Here is a 23,542-nt window from a genome sequence, read left to right on the forward strand (position 1 = left end):
TCTATTTTAAAGAATTTAGTTCTGAGTTTGTCCAAGACTTAACATGATCAAGGAACAAGTTTAACTCTTGTGAGTCTTCGTCTAAAGGAGTATTTATATCAGCCACTGTATAAGTGTTCCACACCCTATCGAAAATTCCATCACTGCATACATCGTGCTGACATAAAACAAAAACCTTTAAACCAAGTGCATTAGCAAGTCCACCTTCTAGATGTAGCCAACCAGAAGTATATTTGCGATGAACCTCTTCAGTTTCATGACTTGTCCCTTCTTTTTCTCTTAAAAAATAAGCGTGACTTTTTTCAAGTCCTAATATTACGGCACCTTTACATTGGCTCATTAATTCTCTGATTTTGCCTATAGGATCATGTTTATCATATACAGTAAGGTTAGCACGAACTATTTTTATTCCAATAGACTCAAGCTTGTATATAATAGTTTGAATAAAATACTCTTGTTCAGGAGTGTGAGGAGTAATAGTGCTTAGAAATACAGGAACTTTATTATCGGGTTTTTCTATTATTTGTTCATTGATTTTTTCATGTTTAGGTGTAGAGAAAGTTTTGTACCAATTTAAGATTACTTCTATCCCAGCAGTTATAAATTTAGCATCTTCAACCAAAGTCGTCTTTGGTAATCCAGTATGATGAACTAATCTATTTCTGGTGCTTCGAATATTATCACATCTTTGTATAATTTCATTTGGAATGGAAGGGAAAGTAGCAGAATGATTTTTATTATATTGATTTAATCTTTGTATTGAACCATTAAGGTCATATGATTTACTATTTGAAATATCTAAATCATATGATAGTTGGTTTAAAAATGATTCTATAAAAACAGCACCCCATATTGCACATGAGAAATATTCCTTATTTTCATGGCTTAACATACAATTTTTTAAATGATAAAAAGATGTTTCTTGTAAATAATCTCTATAATCATTTATGTTCATAAAGACTTATCCTCCTAGGTAATATTTTTATAAATGTACACAATATCATGAGTACATTATATCATTTCAGTAAAGTATTTACTATAAATACAAGTTATGTGTTGTTGTGTTATTAACGAATGTAATGGAAATATATTTCATTGAAATACCAAAACAAAAAAATAGTGATGAAAAGATATGCTAGTAGCATGGACTGAATTCTTAAAAAATACTGAAAGTGAGAAAGTTAGAATCTTAGAAATGAGAAGTATAATAATAAAAGATAAAGTAATTGCTCTAAATAAAACTAAAGAAGAATTTAGAAAAATGAGGGGTTATTATTAAAATCTTAAGGAGATAGTTTTATAGCTACATTTAAGAATCTTAATATTGTGTTAAAACAGCTATTCAAATTCTAAGGAGACTAAGATTATACAATATAAATAGAACTGAAAATAACAAGCTTTTATTAGGTGTTGGTATTGGCTATGGTGATGTTATAAAGATCGGAAATTAGATATTTCTTATAAAGAAGCTGAGCATGTCACTGTTGGATTTAAAAAAGCATATAAACTAATTTACAAACTTAAATATGTATAATAATTTCAATGTTAAAAGGAAAATAAAGCAAAAAAGATAGTAAAGGAACTAAGTAAGTGAGCAATAAGTGAAACTGAAATTTTAATATATATTACTGAAATGGTGCATTAATTATAGGAAAAAGTAATAGTATTATTAATGGATATATAATTTTTAAAATTTATTAATAAATTAAGTTAGTTTAAGAATACTAAAGAGGGTGATAAAAATTAATGATATAACTTTTAAATAATGTTTCTTAGGGCATGGACCTCTGTACATAATATAAATGAAGATATATTTGTTTAGATATTGGTAATAAATTACATTATGGTGTTATAGTCATCATCATTTGAAAAGAGATTTTCGTGTACAACTTCATTAGATACAATATCAAAGGATTTGATTCCTGTACCTAAGGGAAAAGTTTATAATATTATTATACATTTTTCTACAGACTTTGACTCACTAGCATCAATTTATTTGGTAACGGTATACTTAATAAATGGTGCGTTTCCTAAATATACAGATGATTTAATAGAGTATGTTGAAATAATAGATTCAGGGAGAATGAGTATAGATAAGTTAAATTTAAAATGTCCTGCGACAGTTGCTAATTTTTTAGAAATGTCAGTATAGAAGCAATAAGGATGAATTAGGCATGAAGCTTTATAATTATTGGGATAATATCTTTCAAAACAATATTTTATATGAAGAGGTAACAGAGCGATTAGCTTCAGTGGATGAATATAAAAGAATTGAATGAGATAGAAAAGTGAATAAAATAACAGCGATATTTATACCTATAATTTTGTTAGATTAAATATTTGCCATTGGGATATTTGAGGGAATAAATCCAATCAAGATAAGTTTGTTAATAACAGTAATAATAACTCGTGTATAATACCACTTATAAGATTTTATTTAGACTTCGAAAAAAATAAATAATGAAATGGGATATAAAATAGAATTTAAATTAAAGAATTTTACACTAAGGCTAAAATGTTATTAAACTGTTTTAGTCTTTCTTTATGTAAAAATAAAAAGTATAAGTAAAGCATAAAATTAAAATATCAATAAAGGAGCTGATTATGGATAATAATCCTAAGTTAAAAGAAACACTTAATGAATTATGTTTTTATTTACCATTAGAAGTGCAAGTAGATATTGAAGCAGCTTATGATCATTTGTTAAGGGATAGCAAAAATTATTGTGATGCTATTCAAAGATTAAGGAAAGCAGGGGAAGCGATTACTGCATTAATGGTTGAAGCTTTAGAATACAAGCCAGCAGTATCAAGAAGTGGAAGTCCAAAGACAATTGCTAGTCAACTAAAATACATAGATGATAAAGATTTCGTTTTTAGTATGGAGGTTGTAAGAGAGAAAGGTAATGATGTATCACATTCTTCACTAGGAAAAGATAAAAATAGATACAATTTAGAGATGGTATATGAAATATTTAAAAACTTCATTAATTGTGTGATTATCTATATTACTAGAGGGTTACATGAAGATGATATTACAGAAAAATTAAATGAAATCGAAAAGAAACACAGTAATAATAAATATAATAATTTGAGTCTTGAGCAACCAGATGCTTTTGAATCCGAAGATAAAAATCAAGAGTTAGATACTAAAGGTGAAAAAGAAGAGCAAGTTAAATATGATGAGACAAATGATGAAAATAAAAATTCCAATATGAGTGAAGCTATTGAAAACATGAATTTTCAAAAGTTCCATATTAAAAACGAGAGTTTTAACAATAATGAAATCTTAAAAGATTACTCATTTATTAAGTCAGCTAGAAGTTATGATGAAAGAAGAATATATCAAAAGAAAACTTACTTTGATATTGATGGTATTGAAATTGAAAAATCATATATTACTACTGATGATATAGGGGAAATAATTTCAACATATGAGGAAGGAGATAAATATAAACTAATAAAGGGAGATTTTGATAGAAATAAAAATAAAAGATTAATTATAATAGGTTCAGAAAAATCCCGTGGTAAAAGATCAACAGCAATTAAACTTCTCAGGGAATTAAAAAAGAAAAATGAAATTTTTTATTTTTCTCAAGTAGATGAAAGTATAAAACTATACAATTTAAAAAAATATTTGAAAGATAAAAATATTTCCTACAACAAATCTTACATTATTAGAATGCATATAAGCGATCTGTTTGACTTAAATAAAAAGAATACCTTAGATGAAATTAATCTAGAGTTGAAAAAAAAGCATTCGTACATGGTAATTATTTCGCAGGATAGCTTTGATGACAAAAAATACAATGAGTATTATTATTCTTGGAATATGGATATAAACTTAGAAAAGATCATGAAAAATAAGATAAAATTCTTTGAGAAATCCTCTAAAAAGTATAAAAAGTATATTGAAAAATTGAAAGAGGCTGAAATATTTGAAGAACTAAAGCAAGTTCCAATAAGTCCTAGCCTTATAGCTGTTTATGTAAGAAATATTTTGGAAAAAGATCCACAGCATCCTGAATTTGCTTCACAAGCTAAAAAAGCATACCCTGCAAATTTAAAAGAAGAGGCTAGAAATACAATAGAGAATAATAAAAATGATTTAGATGTGCTTTGTAAATTGTTATGCTTAAGTTTATTTCGCAAATTAAACAAGCCTCTATTTAATGACTTAAGTGAAAGTCTGATGCTAAACTTTAGTGAACTTGTTAATGAAGAAGAAAGACAAGAATTCATGAGTAAAGAGCGCTTGTTAAAGAATGACTCATATGTGGCAGAGAAAATTAATGCTAAAAAAGAAGTACAAATTATAAAAAGCAATTATGGAGATATTGAAGAAAGTTTCATTGAATTTGAAAATACTCAATTTTACGAAAAAGTATTAGAAAATCTTCTTGAGAATTATACAAGTATATACAAAGTAATTAGAGAATGGATATTAAAGAGATTTTTATATTTCAATCCAGTATTGGTTCAACTATTTATACCGAGTTTTAAATACTTATTTATCAATGATAAGAAAACTATAATAAATACAATTTTAAGTCCATTGGTTAAGAAGAATTCGAAGTACGGTATAAAAAATATATGCACACTCATAAATGCTTTAATAGAGATTGATAATGAGAATTTTATAATCGAATTTATTGAAAGAGTTAAGGGAATTAAAAAGCAAAGAGTTAAGAAAATAGTGTTGAATTCGATTCCTAAAACACTTCATAAAAAATATCCTTTTAGGACCATTATGATTTTAAGACATTACATTGAGAAAGCATCCTCAATAAAAGAGATTGATGAATGTTCATTATGTTTAAGTTTAATGATTGATCATAAAGTAATAAGAGATAATAGGTACATTGCATTAGAAGCTCTGGAAAATTGGTGTTTTGATTGTGAAGAGGATGAATTTTTTAGAACTAAATCTAAATATATATATCTAAATGCTCTGTACTACAACATGTATAAGAGTGATTATTGCTTTGTGATTGAATATTCGGAAAATATCGACTTATTAGAGGAGCAAATACTGCCACTATATGAATTGATTTTAAAGGATAAATTTATGCTCAAGCATTTCATTGAGTATATATTCAATGAAATAAAGTTTATTGGTGAAAAAAAACAAGATCTAGATGAAAAAGTTGATATTATTGAAAATATTCTAACCTTAGTACTAAAGGAAATTAAATTAAGTGATAAAAGATATAGGAAATCATTTTTCCCTAAAATTAATTACTGGTTAAGAAAATACAGTAGGGAGTTTAAAGCAGAGAAAAATTTAATTGATATAGTTTTAGATAATGTTATTGAAGATAATTATGAAAGGAGAGAACTTTTAAATGAAGGACTTATTGATTAGAGATTATGAAATTGATAAAAGCGTGACGAAGTTATTTTCTATTAACAGAAAGATTAATGATATTAATATTTCTATGGGAGAGTATCATGTATTACTAAATGAATCTACTGGAAAACACGATGTGTTTGAGTTTGGAAATAAGATGCCTAAAACATCTGATTTGATAAAATTCAAGTACAATAAAGGATTTGTACTTAAAAAAAATGCACAGCATATTGATGGAGAATATAAATATAATTGTTTAAAAACTAATGATGATTATTATGTGATTTATAGCTTGAAGTATAAAATTAATAATCCTTTAAAAGTTTGTGAAAATATAAATTTGGGTAAAGGCTCTAAAGAACTTATTAAAAATACAGTAATTCAATATATAAAAAAAGTCTTAGAAAGAAATATTAAATTTGATGTTTATGAATATGATTTGTGTAAGGATGTAATAGATAATTCATTTAGAGTTATATCATTTGAATCTTTAAATGAACAAATAGAGAACTATGGTATATTAATTGATAAGTGTGAAATAAATGTTACAGGTAGTAAGGCATTTAAAGAAGAAAGTCAGATGAGATTTAACAACAAAAGAAGTGTTAGGATATTAGAAAATGAAGTTATTACAAAAGATGAAATGAGTGGGTTAGAAGTTGAAAAGAATAAGATTGAGAATATAGTTAAAAAGAGTAGGGAAATTGAAGGTGTTAAAGTTGAAAATGAAATAGACAGGAAAAGAATAGAAGAGAGAGTCAAGGTTTTAGCATCAGTAGAACAATATATTGATGATCCTAAAAAATTAGCCTTGTTAAATGAAGAGTTTTATAATAAGGTTCAAGCAGCTGATTCAAATGACATTGCTAAGAGAGTTGAAATTGAGAAAGCTAAACTGGAAATTAACAAACAAAAATTGGATATAATCTTAAAAATGAGAGAAGAAGGATTGGATGATTATGAGATTGAATCTTTAACTAAGCAGGTGTTTGGATTAGATGATACTTCCAGTGATAACCATCTCAGTGGAAATAGCCGAGAGACAAAACGGTTAACCAATGAAAGTAAAGAGGAGGTAGAAGAAAGAAAGAATAAATATAAAGGGAAATTTGGAAAAAGGGAAAATGACTAAGAGGGGGTAGTTTGTATTGTCGAACTTGTGGATTGAATTTGGGGCAATAATATTTATTACTTCGCTTATTTCAATAATATTATTATTGAAAATTTTTATAAAGCCCTTACTATTTATTTTTAAAATAGTAATTGCTATATTAACGAGCATATTGTATAAAATTGCTTCAATAGCAAATGGGTTAAGGGGATTATCAGATTTTTCAGATAATATTGCATCAATATTTAATAAGAAATCTCAGAAGAGTGATAGTAAAAAAAAGGTGTTTAGAAAAAGTTTGCTTATATCTATAGGAATTACAGTTATAAGTTTATTTTTAGCTAAGCAGTCCAACTTAGATATAACTAAGTACCAATATTTCACTAAATTAATGAACATTGAATATGTGAAAGACTTTATAGGGAATGAAGATACAAGTAATACAAGTGCTAAGAGTGTAGAAAATAAATGGAATCATAATTTTAGTGAGGATGATTTGGTATACCTAAATAGTAGCGCAAAAGTATATGAATATGATGAAAATAAAAAAGTACTAACTGTGGAAAGTAAAGTACAAAATAATAATACTAAAGCATATAAAGATGATTTTATTTTAGTTAAAGATGAATATTTTATAAAAATTATATTTGATAATGGAGAAGAATTTTTTGTTAACCCTAAAGATATTATAAAAACCTCAAAATATGCAATAGTAAATGCGAAATCTTTAAATTTAAGAAAAGAACCTAAAGTTAGCAAAGGAAATATCTACTGTGCTATTCATAAGAACGAAAAAGTTAATGTTATATATGAAGATATTAGTGAAGAATGGATATTAGTGTCTACAGGGGAATATGCAGGATTTGTGTATAGTAAGTATATAGATATTAGTACAAATACTGAATGAGTATTTGTTTATATAGTATATTCGGGCGTAAATATTATTTATAAGATTAGGGAATATTGCATTTTAGTCAAAAATAAATTACCTGACTTATTAAGATCTTAACAATAAATAAACATCTGTGTATTTAACTGAAGATTTTGAAAACTATACCTGATATTAAAATTAGCCGCGTTAAGGAAAAAGGTTGTGTTCATTTTTCCTTTTATCGATGATATATAAATAATAAAAAGAAAATAGAAGAACTAAGAAGCAATTAAAGTTCCTTAGTTCTTTTAAAGCTCAGTTTACCCCTAATCTTCTCAAAACTATCCCTCGAAACAACCATCTCACCCTTATCCCACCTATAAATATTACTCCTATCAGTATCAAGAAGTTTAGCTTCATCGAGCACGGACAACTAATTTTTAATTCTCCATTCAAAAAGCATTTTACTATAATCATTAATTATAAATTTCAAATACTCATCATCACCGATAATTAGGTCTTTACCTAAAAAAATGCAAAGTTTAAACATAACATCTCTTGAAGGAATAACTTTATCATTTTCATACTCATCTATGGTGCGTCTTCCAATGTTAATCAGTTCACATAAGTCGCTTTGGGACAATCCTAATACCATCCTACCTTTTTTTATTCTTTTACCAAGGGTATCCTCTTGAAGGTGAGAATACAATGAATTATATAGATTGATAACCATAGTTTGACAAAAGTTCGCATTTTGGTAGGACGAGAAGAAGCAATATACACAGGAACATTTCCAGGATATAACGCAGTAAAATATGCTAAAGGTGAAAAAATACTGATACTCCCAAGAAAGAGTGCAATAGGCGATATAATAGCTTATGCTAATTATAGAATGTTAAAGATGAAGGACCACAAAACAAGAAACACCCTAGAATAGTCATATTTACATATATGAGATTATGTTAACTAAAATAATGTAAACAAAAACATTATCAAACATGTCGATACAAGTTCTTGCAGCTATGTTTTCATGATCAAGCTGAACAAATATTGAGGCAATATATTTAGGGTGATGACTGTTAATGTTGGTATTTGGATAACAGACGGAGTGGAGGTGGGTATCAGTATTACAATTGGAAGAATGTTAGCATCTACAGGGGAAGAGATATAGACAAAGTGGGAGCACAGTGTTACAGGCATAATATCCACACAGTCTTAATTTGAATTGAAGGGAATTACATGTTTGAGGAATGCCAGAGATTTAAAAACAACGAGATATAAGTTTGTGTAACTATTTAAAAATATTAAAACTCTATTTCTTATGCATTTGTATTTACCTAATTATTAATATATTTCCATGATTTTCATTCTTATTATTTACATTTTATCTTTAATATAATAACATATATTTATAATTAAATTATATAATAGTAATATTGGGTCAACATTCCACGAATATGGAGAATTCATAGTGACCTTGGGAGAAGTGAAAAAAATGGAGTGGAAGATAGTAGTACATAGCTGTGGTGACGGTGATAAAGGGGGTTGTTATGACTGAGTTGTTAAAAAATGCTTTTACAGGGATAAATATTATTCCAACTGTGTTGTTGTTAATAGTAGTTTTCTATTGGATCGGCGTTATTTTCGGGGCATTAGGTTTTGATTTTTTAGATTTTGAGCTAGATGGTGCTGATAATTCAGGTCCATTCTATGCAGTATTATCATTTCTAAATTTAGCGGAATTACCTTTTATGTTGGTCTTTAGTATTTTAATTTTAAATTTTTGGATAATAGCTATGTTGATGTATTATCTACCAATAGTCTCTGGAGGTCCAGTAAATGCGGTATTGCTGCTACCTGCTATGGTGGTTAGTATGTTTATCACAAAGTATGAGACGGTTCCCTTAAAGGGAATTTTCAATGACAGCAGTGTGCAGGAGGAAAGAGGGCGTGAAGTAATTGAACATGAATGCATACTTAAGTGCGATTTGGAAAATGGACGATTAGGACAAGCGGAGATAAAAAGAGATGGAGCTTCAATAGTGATAAATGTGAAGTCGGAATTCCATGAAGAGTCATTCCATAAAGATGAGGTTGCATTTGTTATCAGAAAAGACACTGATAAAAATATATATTATATAGTTAAAATGGAGGAGAAGAAAAATGAGTTATTTGATTCAGGTACTATTAGTTAGTATTGTAGCAGTTATTGCAGTAGTCGCAGGATTACTGGCATTGTTTTCTTTGTTCTACCATAAGGTAGAGCAGGGTAAAGTTATAATAAGAAATGGTGTTGGTGGGCAGAAGGTATCCTTTGGTGGTATGTTTGTAGTACCAATCGTACACAAATACGAAGTTATGGATATTTCTGTTAAAAGAGTTGAGATTGCTAGAGAAGGTAAAGACGGTCTGATATGTAAAGACAACCTTAGAGCTGATATCAGAGTTGCATTCTTTGTAAGAGTAAATCAAACAAGAGAAGACGTACTTAAAGTTGCACAGCTTTTAGGATGTCAGAAGGCATCTGATCCTACAACTTTGATGGAATTCTTTGATGCTAAGTTCTCAGAAGCATTAAAAACGGTTGGTAAGAAGTTTGACTTTGTTCAGCTTTATACTGAAAGAGAGACTTTTAAAGATGAGATTCTTCAAATTATCGGAACTGACTTAAACGGTTATGTTATGGATGATGCTGCCATCGATTATCTTGAACAAACTGACGTTAATCTCTTAAATAGTGATAATATTTTAGATTCAGAGGGAATTAAGAAAATAACTGAGCTTACTGCAAAACAGCTGATATTAGCTAACCAGATTGAGAGAGATAAAGAGAAAACTATAAAACAACAGGATGTATCTGCAAGAGAAGCAATATTAGAACTTGAAAAGCAAAATGCAGAGGCTGAGGCTAAGCAGAAGCGAGAAATCTCTATTATTAATTCTAGAGAAACAGCAGAAGCGGAAAAAGTAGCTCAGGAAGAGAGATTTAAGTCAGAAATGGCAAGAGTTAAAGCAGATGAAGAAATTGAAGTTGCTGAGCAAAATAAAGAGAGACAAGTAATTGTAGCTATGAAAGCAAAAGAAAGTACAGAAGCAGTTGAGAATGAAAGAGTTGATAGAAAAAGATTACTTGAAAGAACAGAGAAAGACAAATTAGTTGAACTTGCCGTTATTGATAAGGAGAAAGAAGTCGAAGTTGAAAAGAAAAATATTCAGTCAGTTATTAGAGAGAGAGTAACAGTTGAGAAAGATACTGTTGTTGAAGAAGAGAGAATCAAAGATACACGTGCAATAGCAGAGGCAGAGCGTTATAAGACTGTAGCTATCAAAAAAGCTGAAGAAGAGGCTGAAAAGGAACGTATTATTAAAGTTAGAACAGCAGAGGCTTCAAAACAAGCTGCTGAATGCATTGCTGAGAAGACAATTATCGATGCGGATGCTAAACTTAAAGCTTCACAGAAAGAAGCAGAGTCAATTAAAGTTATCGTTGATGCTAAAGTTCTTGAGGAATCCACTAGTGGTATAGCAGAATCAAAAGTTATTGAAGCAAAAGCACTGGCACAGGCTAAAGGTGATACCGCTAAGATTGATGTAAAAGAGAAAGAGGGTACAGTTGAAGCTGATATACTGAAGAAGAAGTACATGGCAGAAGCAGAAGGTATCAAAGAAAAAGCTGAGAGCATGAAGGCTCTTGATGAAGTTGGTAGAGGACATGAGGAGTTCAAACTTAAGCTTGAAAAAGAGAAGGCGATTGAACTTGCTAATATCAACATCCAGAAGGATATTGCAGAATCTCAAGCTGCTGTTATCAACGAAGCTCTTAAATCAGCTAATATCGATATCGTTGGTGGAGAGACAATGTTCTTTGATAAAATTATTGGTTCTATCACTCAGGGTAAATCATTTGACCGTCTTGTAGATAACAGTGAAGTACTTACTGATATCAAAGAGACATTTATCACTGGTGATCCAGAATACTTTAAGAAACAATTACAGGAGTTAACAAATAGATTTAACCTTACATCAGAAGATCTAAAGAACCTGTCAATAGCTGGTGCAGTGAAAAAGATGATGAAGGATGCTGACGGGTCTGATAAGACAATGCTGGGTAAATTATTAGATACAGTTAATAAAGCAGGGGTTGGTAATATTCCAGCAAATATGATACAAGGCAAGTAAAAGAAAATAACAAGTCAGTATACTCGTATATTTGACTTGTTATTTTCTTCAACATGCCAAAACTACACGTGAATGAGGTAGATAAAGTTGGGCGCTATTGAGAATAAAGATATAAATGGTAAAAATGAAAATAAAGATATGGAGAACAGCACATATGAGGTCATTAAGAATCGTCTTATAAAACACGGTAATGATTTGACGGAACGTGTTGAAGGTCTTAACGCTGCGAGAAAAGAGGTTTTCGGTTCAATTGAAACGAAGCTTCTCAGCAGCGAGAGGATATTAACAGAGCACAACTGTATACCTAGAGACATGGCTCCAGTGGATGATTGTTTCATCTTTGGTTACAATGTCCATATAGGTCTTAAATCTAAGGTTGAACTGAGTGATGTATTTTCGATATATGAATATAAAGACCATTCATTTCAGAAGCAGTCCTTTGAGTTAATAAATGACGAGAAGTTCTTAAGAGATTTTGATGAGCTGTATAAGTATTATAAGAATACTTTTTTTGCAAAGTTTACTATAATAGAACCGTATTTCTACATGATTTTTCAAACTGGAAAGAATGCCACTGATATTAAAGCTTTTAAATGGCTGATGGAGGGTGGTAAGCTGATATATGTTGACTGCAGAAGTGAACATGAAGTTAAGTTTATCAATAAAAATGAATTCAATTTTGTTAAAGCAACAAGGGATGATCAGCGGAGCGGTGTTTATCCTCATGTTTCAATTTTGGATAAGGTCTTTGTGGAAACCATTAATGGAGATCTAACAATCAAAGTTGAGGATAATACTGAGATAGGTAAGGGAATTTATTCAGAAGATGTTGAGGATAAGGACCAGAACCTTGATGATGCTGAGATATTCTATGCTGATTTAGGTGAAATAATAATTCTTAAAATTCGACCATTTAAGGAAAGTGATTATAGGTACTTCGTTTTTAACAACAAATTAAAGAATGTTGTAAGAATCGATTCAATTAAAGATACTTGTATGCTCCTCCCCGGGAACCATGGACTCATTTTCCCAAAAGGATATTATCTGCAGAACGGTGAATATAAAATATTTGATGTTCCAACTGAGAATTCAGTATTTGATCAGATGATTAGTTCATCTAATGGTGAAGACTATCAGTATATTTTTTATAACATCGAAAGCGGTATATATTTAGTATATTCATATAACATTATAGAGCAAACAATAGAAATGCCAATTGTTTGCAGCGGATACTCACATTTCAATAATGGAGAAATGATTGTATTTAAACATGAAAATGAACCAAGAAAGAATCATATGATACAGATATGGCAAACACCTTATGTGGGTAAAAATTATGTAAGTGAAGGTAACACCGATTCAATCTTATTTAATATCGGTAATAAGGATATCGTCAACTGTATGGCTGATTGTAAGATTGTATACAAACTCATTCAAAAAGGTGAGAGCTATCAGAGTATCTACATTGATATAGTAAAAGAATCAGAACAAATAATTGATACGTATTTTTGGTTAGATAAACAAGAAGCGTATAATTTAAAAGAAGTGCTTATACGTATAAAAGAGACATCAGCTTTTGCAATTGGTGAGTTTGAAAAAGTAGTAAGAATAAAGAATTCAACCCAAAAGCAAATAAGTGATGTAAAAAATGAATCAGAGGAACTCCTCAAAAAACTAGAATATGGAACATTTTATACAGTTGACGAATATGTAAGGGTATTAGCTGATATACGAAATCTTAGAGGTAAGATTGTCTCACTAAGGGATTTAAGATATACGGACCTTACAATCGTTGATTCACTTGACACTAGAGTTAAAGAAAAAAATGAGGAATTCTCTAAGAAGTGTGTTGAGTTCTTAATCCAGCCAGAAGGGCTTAAGATTTACTCTGACAAAGTACAAGAGTTACAAGATGGCATTGACAAGGTTAATAAATCAAAAGAAGGAAAAGAACTTTCAGAAAAGATTGATGAAACCTCTAGCGATTTAGAACTTCTCATAGATATTCTAGGTAACTTTAAGATTGATGATCCTACCATGACAACAGAGATAATAGAGAAGATTTCATCATTGTTCTCTTTGATTAATAATGCCAAGGCAAGGTTAAAAACAAGGGTAGAGGAATTTTCTAAAAGTGAAATGTCTACACAGTTCAACTCCCAAATGAAATTGCTTAGTCAAGCTGTAGTAAATTATTTAGATGTTTCAGATACAGTAGATAAATGCGATCAGTATCTTAATAAGGTTATGGTTCAAATACAGGAATTAGAAGGAAAGTTTGCTGAATTTGATGATTATGTACTAAAACTTAGTGAAAAAAGAGAAGAGTTATATAATGCCTTTGAAAGCAAGAAACAGTCGCTTTTAGATAAGTTAAATAAACGAATGGTTGGATTATTTACCTCATCTGAACGTATTATGAACGGAATAGCTAATAGGTTAAAGAGTTTCGATACTGTTGAGGGGATTAATGGATATCTAGCTACTGATATAATGGCTGAGAAGGTTAGGGATATTATCTCTGAATTAAGAAATCTCGGAGATAGTGTTAAGGCTGATGAGATTAGTTCAAGATTAAAGACGCTAAAAGAGGATACCATTCGTCAGTTAAAGGATAAGCAAGAACTGTATGTAGATGGAGAAAATGTCATAAAATTGGGCAAGAATCACTTCTCGGTAAATACAAAAGCTATAGATCTTTCCATGGTACAAAAGAATGATGAATTGTATTATCATATAACAGGAACAGATTTCTGGGATAAGGTAGTTCATAAGGATATAGAGAAGTACCAGAGTGTGTTTGAACAGAGTATCGTATCAGAGAATAGAGATGTTTATAGAGGTGAATATCTCGCTTATTCAATCTTTGAAGGAGCAAGAAATAAGCAATTTGAAAGCTTAGATATTTTGTATTCAAAGACAGATACCCAATTAGTTGAAGTTGTTCAAAGGTTTATGGAGCCGAGGTATCAAGAGGGATACACTAAAGGGGTACATGATAATGATGGTGCAAAGATATTAAAAGCATTGCTGGAATTACATCAGAATATAGATTTATTAATATATAAGAGTGAGGTTAGAGCTTTAGCGAGATTGTTTTGGAATCGGTTAGTGGATGATGAAACTAAGGAGTTGCTAACAAGTAGGTTAAAAGAATTAGCTAAGGTTTCTATGCATTTTAACTCATCACCAAATTTGGAGAACTATCTTCCTTATATAATTGAAAAACTTGAAAATACCTATAAGGACATAACATTCTTTGATAACAAATATATCCCTGATGCGGCTGAATATCTCTGTAAGGAGATTATGAAAGGTGAAGAATTTGTAGTTAGTAAAGAAGCTAAGAGAATATATGATGAATTTATGAGTTTCCTACGAGATAAGAATGTCCTTGATGAATTCTCATTATCAGTAAAAAATAGTTTGAAGGACATAGAAGGGGTTTTCTATCTAATTAAAGAATGGGTTAACGCTTACAGGTTGAATGGTATAAATAATATCAGTATATTTGAAGCTTTGGATGAGGAAGAATTATCAGGTGTGCTTGATGAAGTTATTGTTATGTTAATTGAGAATAATGCCAACTTAGGTAGAGTTATTAATGTAGATACGAAGACAACCATAACTGGATTGGTTGGAACTCACAGAACAATTGATGGAGGCAAATATGCCATAGCTTATACGAAGTTTATGCATAAGCTAAGATACTACAGTGAGTTTGTAGTTAATGATTATCTCAAGTTCCAAAATATTAAAAAGGAACTTGTACAACAGTTTAAAGATGAGCTCCATTTAGATGATTTCAAACCAAAAGTACTCTCATCATTTGTTAGAAATAAGTTAATAGATAAAGTTTATTTGCCATTAATAGGGGATAATCTAGCTAAACAAATTGGTGTTGTGGGTGATAATAAGCGAACTGATTTAATGGGAATGTTATTGCTAGTATCTCCGCCGGGTTATGGTAAAACAACCTTGATGGAGTATATAGCAAGCAGACTAGGTATTATCCTTGTTAAAATTAATGGTCCTTCATTAGGCAACGAAGTGACATCATTAGATCCAGAGAAGGCTAATAATACTAGTGCTAGGGATGAACTGAGAAAACTCAATCTTGCACTTAAGATGGGCAACAATGTAATGATATATGTTGATGATATTCAGCATTGTAATCCGGAATTTTTACAGAAATTCATATCATTATGTGATGGCCAACGAAAGATTGAAGGGGTGTACAATGGGGCTGGGCAGACTTATGATTTAAGAGATAAGAAGGTAGCTGTCGTTATGGCTGGTAATCCTTATACAGAAAGTGGTGAAAAATTTAAGATACCAGATATGCTTTCTAATAGAGCTGATGTATATAATCTTGGAGATATGCTTAGAGAGAATGAAGAAGCATTTAAGCTTAGTTATATTGAAAATAGCTTAACCTCTAATCCTGTACTCAGTAAACTATCAAATAGAAGTCAGAAGGATTTATATGGCCTTATTGAAATGGCTAATGGGGTTGAAAGAGAAAATGTTAATTTTGAAGGTACTTACTCCATAGACGAGCTAAATGAATATATTTCTGTAATAGAAAAGCTCTTTACTGTAAGAGATGTGGTATTAAAGGTTAATATGGAATATATATATTCAGCAGCCCAAGCTGATGAGTATAGGAATGAACCACCTTTTAAACTTCAAGGTTCTTATAGAAATATGAATAAGATTACAGAGAAAGTTGTTTCTATTATGAATGAAGAAGAATTGTTTGAGCAAGTACTTGCAAGCTACGAGAATGACTCTCAAACGCTTACAACTGGAGCAGAGGCGAATATGCTTAAGTGGAAAGAGATTGTAGGTTGTTTAAATAGTGAAGAAGAAAAACGTTGGGATGAAATTAAAAAGATATTTGTCAAAAGCAAATTAGTAAAAGGTGATGATAAGATAGGCCAGGCAGTAATGGTTCTAAGTAACCTTACGGATAATTTAGAAATGATTAAGGATATACTGGCTAAAGGTAAAGAGGTATCGTGAACCCTCCCACCAGTTGCTCACGCAGAACTGGGGGCTTCTAGTATCGTGTATTAGAATTTTTCCTGTTTCCTAGAACATCGCCATACAGGTCTTATGCGTTCTCCACAGGCTTGACTTTCCCTAGGACCTAGGGTAGTTACCGTTTTGCGGTATTCTAAGTTGCCTTAGATATTTTACGTGATGGAGGCTAAGTTTGGTTTTCGCTTTATTTGTATACCCATCACAACCTTATATATCTAGTTATCAAAGAACATTTATACTTATAGTATATACATTTTCTGATGATTTTACACTTGTAAGCTATAGTATCTTCAGAAGCATATCGAATCCTTCTGAAAATAGTATTATCCATCACCCACTTATAGAAGATGGGTGACTTCCATACAATTACGGTTAAAAGTAAAAAGAGCTGTTTTAAAATAAAGTTGATTTTGAATTAAAGAATAGGCTATTATGGGTATATACCTGTAATAGCCTATTTAGTGTATATTTAATTAGTGAATAGTTCTTTTGTTTTTAATTCTGATCGTATATTTTCCCAATGTTCGATAGTATCTTCATAAGTCATTTCTAAAATATTATTTTCAGCTAGGAACTTTGATAATACTCTAAAATCGTTATTTAATGCGCTAATATAATTCTTTTGTATCTCAGGGTCATCATGGTTTATTATTTTATGCTCCATTGTTATAATGGCATCTACATATAGTTTTAGTGGAGAAAAGTAATTGAGTGAATCAGACATTGAATAAAGTGCGGATACAAGTTCTACTTGAGCATCACCTAACAAATCCATCTTTTTTGTATTACTTAAACTATCCCATTGATAATTTAGTTTTCCAATATAATTAACTGCATCATCAATAGATATAGTGGCACGGGCATATAAAATAAGTTCTCTTTGATGCTCTTTATTTCGTTTATCATAAAAGTTATATGCTAAGACGATATTTGATAATAGTAATACAACAATTAAAGTTATAAGTATTCTAGTTTTTTTATACATGAAACCTCCAATTTCTCGTTGCACCGGGAGTGTTTATTGTTACCCTCATGTAACAATAAGGTACAAAGGTTTTAACTTGTAAGTAAGTTTTTTATGTCAGTATTTTCAATACATTAATTTTATTATAGCCTTTGGTGAATAATAAAACAATATATCGCTAATATCAGTATTATTGAGTTCTTTAGAAATTTTAACAAAAATCCCTATGCACATTAATGTGTTTAATGGTATTATAACATTGTCTATATAAATTGTAATTTGAGTTATATTTTTTGAAGGAAAATATTAGATAAACTATAAAGGGTGTGATTGATAAATGAAATTTATGATGTATGTTAAAGAGAATAATATGATGGATACCATAAATCTAACAGCAGAAAATGAAGAGGAAGCATTATACATATTTATAGATGAAAAACTTCAGTTAATTAAAGGAATAAAATATGTTAATGACTTAAAAAAAGAGTTATACAAAGAATTTGATAAGTTCCTTGTTAATTTAGAAACAAAGAACAGATGCATATTAAATAAAGATGTAATGATAAAAAAATTAACTTAGATTATTATAGAATAAACAAGGAAAATCACGTTTCTGAATTAGGAAACGTGATTTTTTATTAGTAAAGAAATTTAAAATTTTCCTTAATAAATGATCACTTGTAATCTGCTTATATCAATATGTTACATATTAGTGTGAAATTGTACCAGTCATTTCACTTTAATGATTTTCACTGATTCACCAAGGGTGTCATAATTATTAGGTATGCAAATGATAATTATGAAAAATACAAAAATATTCGGATTTTATCTTGAAATTAATACTGCATTCTGTTAATATGTAAAAGTCGCTGATTTCAGATAGATTTTTTAAAACAAAAGAAAAGGGATGATAAGATATGAGACTTAAAAGAATTATGGCTAGCGTGGTTATGGCATCTATGATAGTAGGAGCACTTACTGCATGCGGGAATGAAAATGTTCAGAATAATAATGAGACAAGCACAAAGAAGGCATTAGTAGGTTTAGTTACTACAGAAGGTGGGGTAAATGACAAGTCATTTAATCAAAGTGCAGATAAAGGAATAAAAAAAGCTGCAGAAGAATTTGATGTTAAGTATAGTGTTATAGAATCATTTAACAAAGAAGATTATGAAGAAAATATGGAAGCTCTTATAGATGAAGAAGCAGATTTGATTTTTGCTACGGGATTCCAAATGGTAGATGCTGTTAAGAATGTTGCAGAAAATTATGAGAACAGTAACTTTGCAATAGTAGATAATATTGTAGAATTAGATAATGTAAAGTCAATAGTTTTTAAGGAGCACGAAGGTTCTTTCTTAATGGGTGTAATAGCAGGAAAAATGACAGAATCTAATAAAGTTGGATTTATGGGTGGAAGAGATATAGAACTAACTAATAGATTTGAAGTGGGATTTGCAGCAGGAGTGATGAGTGTTAATCCAGAAGCGGGAAAATACCTGATGGATAGAAAAACAGTTAAGTATGTTGAGAGTTTTGTAGATGTTAACAAAGGTTATGAAGTGGCAAAATCGCTATATGATGAAGGTTGTGACGTTGTGTATCATGCTGCTGGTGGAGCAGGAATTGGTATGTTTTCAGCAGCACAGGAGTTAAGAAATAGTGGAAAAGATGTATGGTGTATCGGAGTAGATATGGACCAAGCACAAACAATGCCAGAATACAAAAATGTTCTTTTATCAAGTATGGTAAAACGTGTTGATGTTGGTACATACGAAGTTGTTAAGGAAGTGGCTAATGGAGAATTTGAAGGTGGGAAAGTTGTGCAAATGGGATTAAAGGAAAATGCACTAGAAATAGCAGAATCCACATCAAATAATACTCCTACTGAAGTAATTGAACTTGCAGAACAATACAAAGAAGCAATAGCAAAGGGTGAAATTAAAGTTCCAAGTAATTTTGATGAATTAATGAGCTTTAAAGGAGTAAGTTTAGAAAAATAATAATAAAATATTTTTCATGTGAAGTAAAGCAGATCCAAACTTAAAAATTGGGTTTGCTTTTTTTATCCACCAGAGTGACTGGCATCACTGGAACATACATATAGGGCTGAAAGACGACTTAAATAAAGTATTGGGAAAAAATTTGTAGTTGTAAACCTACTTGGTTGTTTTTTAATGAATACAGAATAGAAATCTGATATCTTGGGAGTGGGATGTCAGATTTTTGTATTTGGAAATACTTTTTGAAAATATATTTACATATATGAGATTATGTTAACTAAAGTAATGTAAACAACAAAACTAAAATTAGCTAAATATGTTTACAGTTGAATAATATATAGAATTATTATATAATCTAACTTGTTTTGTTTCAAGAAAAATATTCATTAAGGTGAAAATAATACATTTTAAGTATTCTTGACACAATTATAATCGGGGGGAGTTAACAAGTGAAAAAACTAAAGAAAATTACTATTAGACAAAAAATTATCGGTTCTTGTTTAGCCATGTTTTTGATTATTATGAGTATATCAACTATATTTACTCAAAAGGTTGTAGATGAAAAAATTGAAGAACAAATTTCACAACAAGGATTATATTTAGCAGAGGAAATGGTAAATGAATTAAATAAAATTGTAGTCGCTCAGGAATCAATTGAATCCTTATTAGGAACAAATATGAAAACGATAGCTTATTTAATAGGAACGGATAAAGAAAATTATTCTAATGATAAATTAGTTGAATTAGAAAAAAAATTTAATATTGCAGAGATGAATATTATAAATGACAAAAGAAAAATTGTTTACTCTAACATGTCTGCCAACGTTGGATGGGTATATGAGAAGGGAAGTACAATGGATCTTTTATTTGAAGGAAAACTTAATGACTTGGTAACGGAAGTTAGTAAAAGTGATTCTGATGGTAAATACTACAAATATTGTAATGTGGATTTGGAGAATGGATATTTCATTCAAATGGGCGTTTCAGCTGAGGTAGTAGCTAATATAAAAGATAAAATGAATATACAAACTCTTGTTGATGAAGTGGGTAGTAAAGAAAATATAGAATATGCATTAGTTTATGACAATAAAGGTACTGCTATTGCCAGCAGTGATCATGAGGATTTAGGGAAAACATTTGATGATGAAGCAACGATTACAGCGGCAGTTAATGGTGAGATATATAACAAGAAGATGTTATATGAAGGAAAATGGATTCATGATGTGCAAATTCCTATATATAAAGAGGGTAAACATATAGGGTCAATGGATGTTGCTTTATCATTAGATCAACTTGATGCAGCGAAAAAAGAATTATGGATTAATAACTTATTATATACTATCATTTCTATCTTTATATTTATAGTTTTATTAATAGTAATTATAAAAATTTCTTTAAAACCTTTAAAAGAATTAACGGGATACACTAAATTAATGGCAAAAGGTGATTTTACTTCAAAAATTCCAGAAAAACTAACTGGATTAAATGATGAAATTGGAGAAATAGCTAACACTACCTTAATGATGCAGTCAGATTTAAAAGGATTATTGGGAAATGTTAAATCCAGCGTTCATAACATGGAGAATTCTTCAGAAGAATTAAACACTATTACTCAGAACTCTACACAAACAACTTCTGAAATAGCTGAATCAATTGAAATGTTAGCAAATGCAGCAACTGAGCAGACCGTTTATGGAGAAAATATTGTTAACAAAATAAATGAACTAGGTGATCAAATAGAACTTATTAATAATTTAGTTGTTGAGGTATTTAATATAACAAATGAAACAAATAAGTTAAGTGATCAAGGTAAAATTATTATGGGAGAGTTAAATAGTATAACTTCAGAAAATACTGATGAAGCAATAAAAACAGCTAAAATAATAAAGGATGTTAGTGAATATTCTTATAATGCAGAATCAATTATTGAATTAATTAATAATATTTCAGATCAGACTAATTTATTAGCATTAAATGCAAGTATTGAGGCAGCAAGAGCAGGTGACGTAGGGAAAGGGTTTGCAGTTGTAGCTGACGAAATTAGAAAATTAGCAGAGCAAACTTCTAAAGCAACAGATGAAATTCAAACACTTATTAAAAATATTCAATATAAGGCTAATAACGCTGTTGAAACCATGGATAATATTAAAATAATAAGTACAAAACAAAAAAGTTCAATAAATGATACTACGAATGTATTTAATAAGACCTCAAATACCTTAGCAAATCTAGTAGATAATATGAGTCAGTTAAAAGAAAAGGCAGGATTTATAGATATCAATAAAGATAAGATGATTGGAGATATTTCCAATATATCTTCTATTTTAGAAGAGACATCTGCTAGTACAGAGGAAGTGTCTGCTTCGGCAGAAGAACAATTAGCTACGATACAGGAAATAGCTGATCAAGCTAAGAGGGCTAAAGAGTTATCAGAAGAACTTAACAATGAAATTGATAGATTTAAAATTTAATAATTAGATGATGAGCCTAAGGGCTCATTTATTTTGCCCAAAGTTTTGTAGTAAATAATTTAATTAAGTTTATTAATTAACAATATGAATTTAGAATTAATAGCTGTTACTTTATGAAAACTGAAATAATATAAACAATATTAAGCAACGTTCATTACTTAAAAGAATATAACTTCAATATATGAATACGTATTAATAAAGGGGGAGATTTTATGAAAAATCATTTAGTAATATGTGTTTTGATATTATTAATGGGGGGACTTGGAGGAACAATAAATTATCTTCTTAATAATGAATCCAGAGAAAAAAATAAGTTTTTTAACGACAAATATTTTTGGTCATGTTTTATCATTGGAATTGGAGCTTCAATCCTTGTTCCATTATTTCTTAATACGATTTCAAGTAATCTTATTAATGAAAGTGCTAATGATCCAAATAAACTGTACATTATAGCCGGATTTTTTCTGCTAGCAGCAATTTATTCAAAAAAATTTATAAACTCAATATGGGACAGGGTTACTAAACAAGTTAATGAAAACACCCAACAAATTAGAGCTATTAATAAAGAAACACAACCAATTATTGAAAAAGAAACGGAGGATGATTTTCTAGGGAAAGAAATTTTCACAACAATATCAGATGAGAGACGGTTAGCTTATAGTAAAAACAATGTAAATGATGAATTTAAAATTCTTAATAATATTATCAATGGTAATTATACATTTAGATCAATTAAGGGAATCAGTGAAGAAATAAATATAAATGAGAGTACTGTAATTAAAATAATTGAAGAGTTAATACGAAAAGATTATATAGGTATTAGAGATGGGAAAGATGGGGTTAAATATTACATTACTCAAAAAGGAAGAAGATATTATAAATCAGAATTAATGAAAGTAATATCATGGAATGAGAATAAGAAGGATTAAAAATGCAAGAGCTGAAAAGATTTCTCAGCTCTTGCTATCTTTATTATCTTCTGTTCTTAAAAAATTTGGGGTATTTACAACTAAAAATTTTGTATTCAGATTTGTGTTATTAACCCAGTTATGCTCAAGCATAGAATCAAAGTGTACGGAATCTCCGGGATATAATATATGTTTTTGATGATCTATAAAAATAGTCAAAATTCCTTCTAATACATAAATGAATTCTTCACCTTCATGGTGATATTCTTCTATTTCTTCTGTTCCTTCGTGAGGTAAGACTTGAACTAGTTTAGGTACTATGTTGCTTATGTTAAGTCTATTGGATAAATTGTAGTAAATTATATTCGAATTTATTATTTGAGAAACTTCTTGTTCATAGCTTTTGATAACAAGATTTTCTTTTTCTTTAGGTGATGAAAAGAAATAAGTTAATTTTACTCCTAAAACATCGGCGATTTTAGTTAAGCAATCAATCGAAACACTAGTTAATCCTCTTTCTAATTGTGAGAAAAAAACTATTGAAAGACCGACTTGGTCACTTAAATCCTTTAAAGTCATTCCTTTGATTTGTCGTAATGCTTTTATTTTATTACCTATATCCTTATTCATGTTTTCCCTC

The 23,542-nt window shown here is 29.7% G+C and carries 18 protein-coding genes; 13 read left to right on the plus strand and 5 right to left on the minus strand.

All coding sequences use genetic code 11. The features are described 5' to 3' along the window. Window position 1: 1 nt before the first annotated feature. Window positions 2-955 (minus strand): hypothetical protein, encoded by a 954-nt coding sequence (locus KDK92_RS23965; protein WP_250861957.1) that lies wholly within the window; start codon window positions 953-955, stop codon window positions 2-4. A 177-nt stretch (window positions 956-1,132) separates the two neighbouring features. Here KDK92_RS23965 and KDK92_RS23970 point away from each other — a divergent pair, with 177 nt between their 5' ends. The 5 genes from KDK92_RS23970 to KDK92_RS23990 all read left to right on the plus strand — a co-directional run bounded on the left by KDK92_RS23970 (window position 1,133) and on the right by KDK92_RS23990 (window position 7,367). Beyond that, entirely contained in the window at window positions 1,133-1,279 is a 147-nt protein-coding gene (locus tag KDK92_RS23970; protein ID WP_250861958.1) for a hypothetical protein, read from the plus strand. A gap of 636 nt (window positions 1,280-1,915) precedes the next feature. Beyond that, on the plus strand, window positions 1,916-2,152 hold the full coding sequence (locus KDK92_RS23975; protein WP_250861959.1) for a hypothetical protein: 237 nt from the start codon (window positions 1,916-1,918) through the stop codon (window positions 2,150-2,152). Between the two features lie 452 nt (window positions 2,153-2,604). After that, a complete protein-coding gene (locus tag KDK92_RS23980) occupies window positions 2,605-5,364 on the plus strand; it encodes a hypothetical protein (RefSeq protein ID WP_250861960.1) in 2,760 nt (919 codons plus the stop codon). Continuing rightward, the gene (locus KDK92_RS23985; protein ID WP_250861961.1) at window positions 5,345-6,481 is read left to right on the plus strand and encodes a hypothetical protein; all 1,137 of its coding nucleotides are present in this window, start codon (window positions 5,345-5,347) and stop codon (window positions 6,479-6,481) included. The genes KDK92_RS23980 and KDK92_RS23985 overlap by 20 nt, the downstream gene beginning before the upstream one ends. Before the next feature lie 16 nt (window positions 6,482-6,497). Continuing rightward, window positions 6,498-7,367 (plus strand): SH3 domain-containing protein, encoded by an 870-nt coding sequence (locus tag KDK92_RS23990; protein WP_250861962.1) that lies wholly within the window; start codon window positions 6,498-6,500, stop codon window positions 7,365-7,367. Window positions 7,368-7,620: 253 nt separating this feature from the next. Here the strand turns inward: KDK92_RS23990 and KDK92_RS23995 are convergent, their stop codons facing one another. Both KDK92_RS23995 and KDK92_RS24000 read right to left on the minus strand, forming a co-directional pair. Then, window positions 7,621-7,764: a hypothetical protein gene (locus tag KDK92_RS23995; RefSeq protein ID WP_250861963.1), complete on the minus strand. Its 144-nt coding sequence runs from the start codon at window positions 7,762-7,764 to the stop codon at window positions 7,621-7,623. Continuing rightward, the gene (locus KDK92_RS24000) at window positions 7,765-8,064 is read right to left on the minus strand and encodes a helix-turn-helix domain-containing protein (protein WP_250861964.1); all 300 of its coding nucleotides are present in this window, start codon (window positions 8,062-8,064) and stop codon (window positions 7,765-7,767) included. Between the two features lie 3 nt (window positions 8,065-8,067). Between KDK92_RS24000 and KDK92_RS24005 the strand changes: the two genes are divergently transcribed. From KDK92_RS24005 to KDK92_RS24020, 4 genes are all read left to right on the plus strand, one after another. Beyond that, on the plus strand, window positions 8,068-8,268 hold the full coding sequence (locus KDK92_RS24005; RefSeq protein WP_250861965.1) for a hypothetical protein: 201 nt from the start codon (window positions 8,068-8,070) through the stop codon (window positions 8,266-8,268). Window positions 8,269-8,881: 613 nt separating this feature from the next. Next, window positions 8,882-9,526, plus strand: coding sequence for a YqiJ family protein (locus KDK92_RS24010; protein ID WP_250861966.1), 645 nt, complete (start codon window positions 8,882-8,884; stop codon window positions 9,524-9,526). Continuing rightward, entirely contained in the window at window positions 9,495-11,510 is a 2,016-nt protein-coding gene (locus KDK92_RS24015) for a flotillin family protein (RefSeq protein WP_250861967.1), read from the plus strand. The genes KDK92_RS24010 and KDK92_RS24015 overlap by 32 nt, the downstream gene beginning before the upstream one ends. An 87-nt stretch (window positions 11,511-11,597) precedes the next feature. After that, window positions 11,598-16,535: a DNA repair ATPase gene (locus KDK92_RS24020; RefSeq protein WP_250861968.1), complete on the plus strand. Its 4,938-nt coding sequence runs from the start codon at window positions 11,598-11,600 to the stop codon at window positions 16,533-16,535. 490 nt (window positions 16,536-17,025) lie between these two features. On the opposite strand, the gene KDK92_RS24025 is transcribed toward KDK92_RS24020, so the two are convergent. Further along, a complete protein-coding gene (locus KDK92_RS24025; RefSeq protein WP_250861969.1) occupies window positions 17,026-17,541 on the minus strand; it encodes a hypothetical protein in 516 nt (171 codons plus the stop codon). A gap of 316 nt (window positions 17,542-17,857) precedes the next feature. On the opposite strand from KDK92_RS24025, the gene KDK92_RS24030 reads away from it, so the two are divergent. The 4 genes from KDK92_RS24030 (at window position 17,858) to KDK92_RS24045 (ending at window position 22,923) form a co-directional block, all read left to right on the plus strand. Beyond that, on the plus strand, window positions 17,858-18,100 hold the full coding sequence (locus tag KDK92_RS24030; RefSeq protein WP_250861970.1) for a hypothetical protein: 243 nt from the start codon (window positions 17,858-17,860) through the stop codon (window positions 18,098-18,100). 337 nt (window positions 18,101-18,437) lie between these two features. Beyond that, on the plus strand, window positions 18,438-19,523 hold the full coding sequence (locus KDK92_RS24035; protein ID WP_250861971.1) for a BMP family lipoprotein: 1,086 nt from the start codon (window positions 18,438-18,440) through the stop codon (window positions 19,521-19,523). Window positions 19,524-19,972: 449 nt separating this feature from the next. After that, entirely contained in the window at window positions 19,973-21,994 is a 2,022-nt protein-coding gene (locus KDK92_RS24040; protein ID WP_250861972.1) for a methyl-accepting chemotaxis protein, read from the plus strand. Window positions 21,995-22,206: 212 nt separating this feature from the next. After that, window positions 22,207-22,923, plus strand: a complete 717-nt coding sequence (locus KDK92_RS24045) for a YEATS-associated helix-containing protein (protein ID WP_250861973.1) — start codon at window positions 22,207-22,209, stop codon at window positions 22,921-22,923. A gap of 24 nt (window positions 22,924-22,947) precedes the next feature. Here the strand turns inward: KDK92_RS24045 and KDK92_RS24050 are convergent, their stop codons facing one another. Beyond that, window positions 22,948-23,532, minus strand: a complete 585-nt coding sequence (locus KDK92_RS24050) for a helix-turn-helix domain-containing protein (protein WP_250861974.1) — start codon at window positions 23,530-23,532, stop codon at window positions 22,948-22,950. Window positions 23,533-23,542: the final 10 nt, after the last annotated feature.

This window comes from Oceanirhabdus seepicola (assembly GCF_023684385.1).
GTDB lineage: Bacteria > Bacillota > Clostridia > Clostridiales > Clostridiaceae > Oceanirhabdus > Oceanirhabdus seepicola.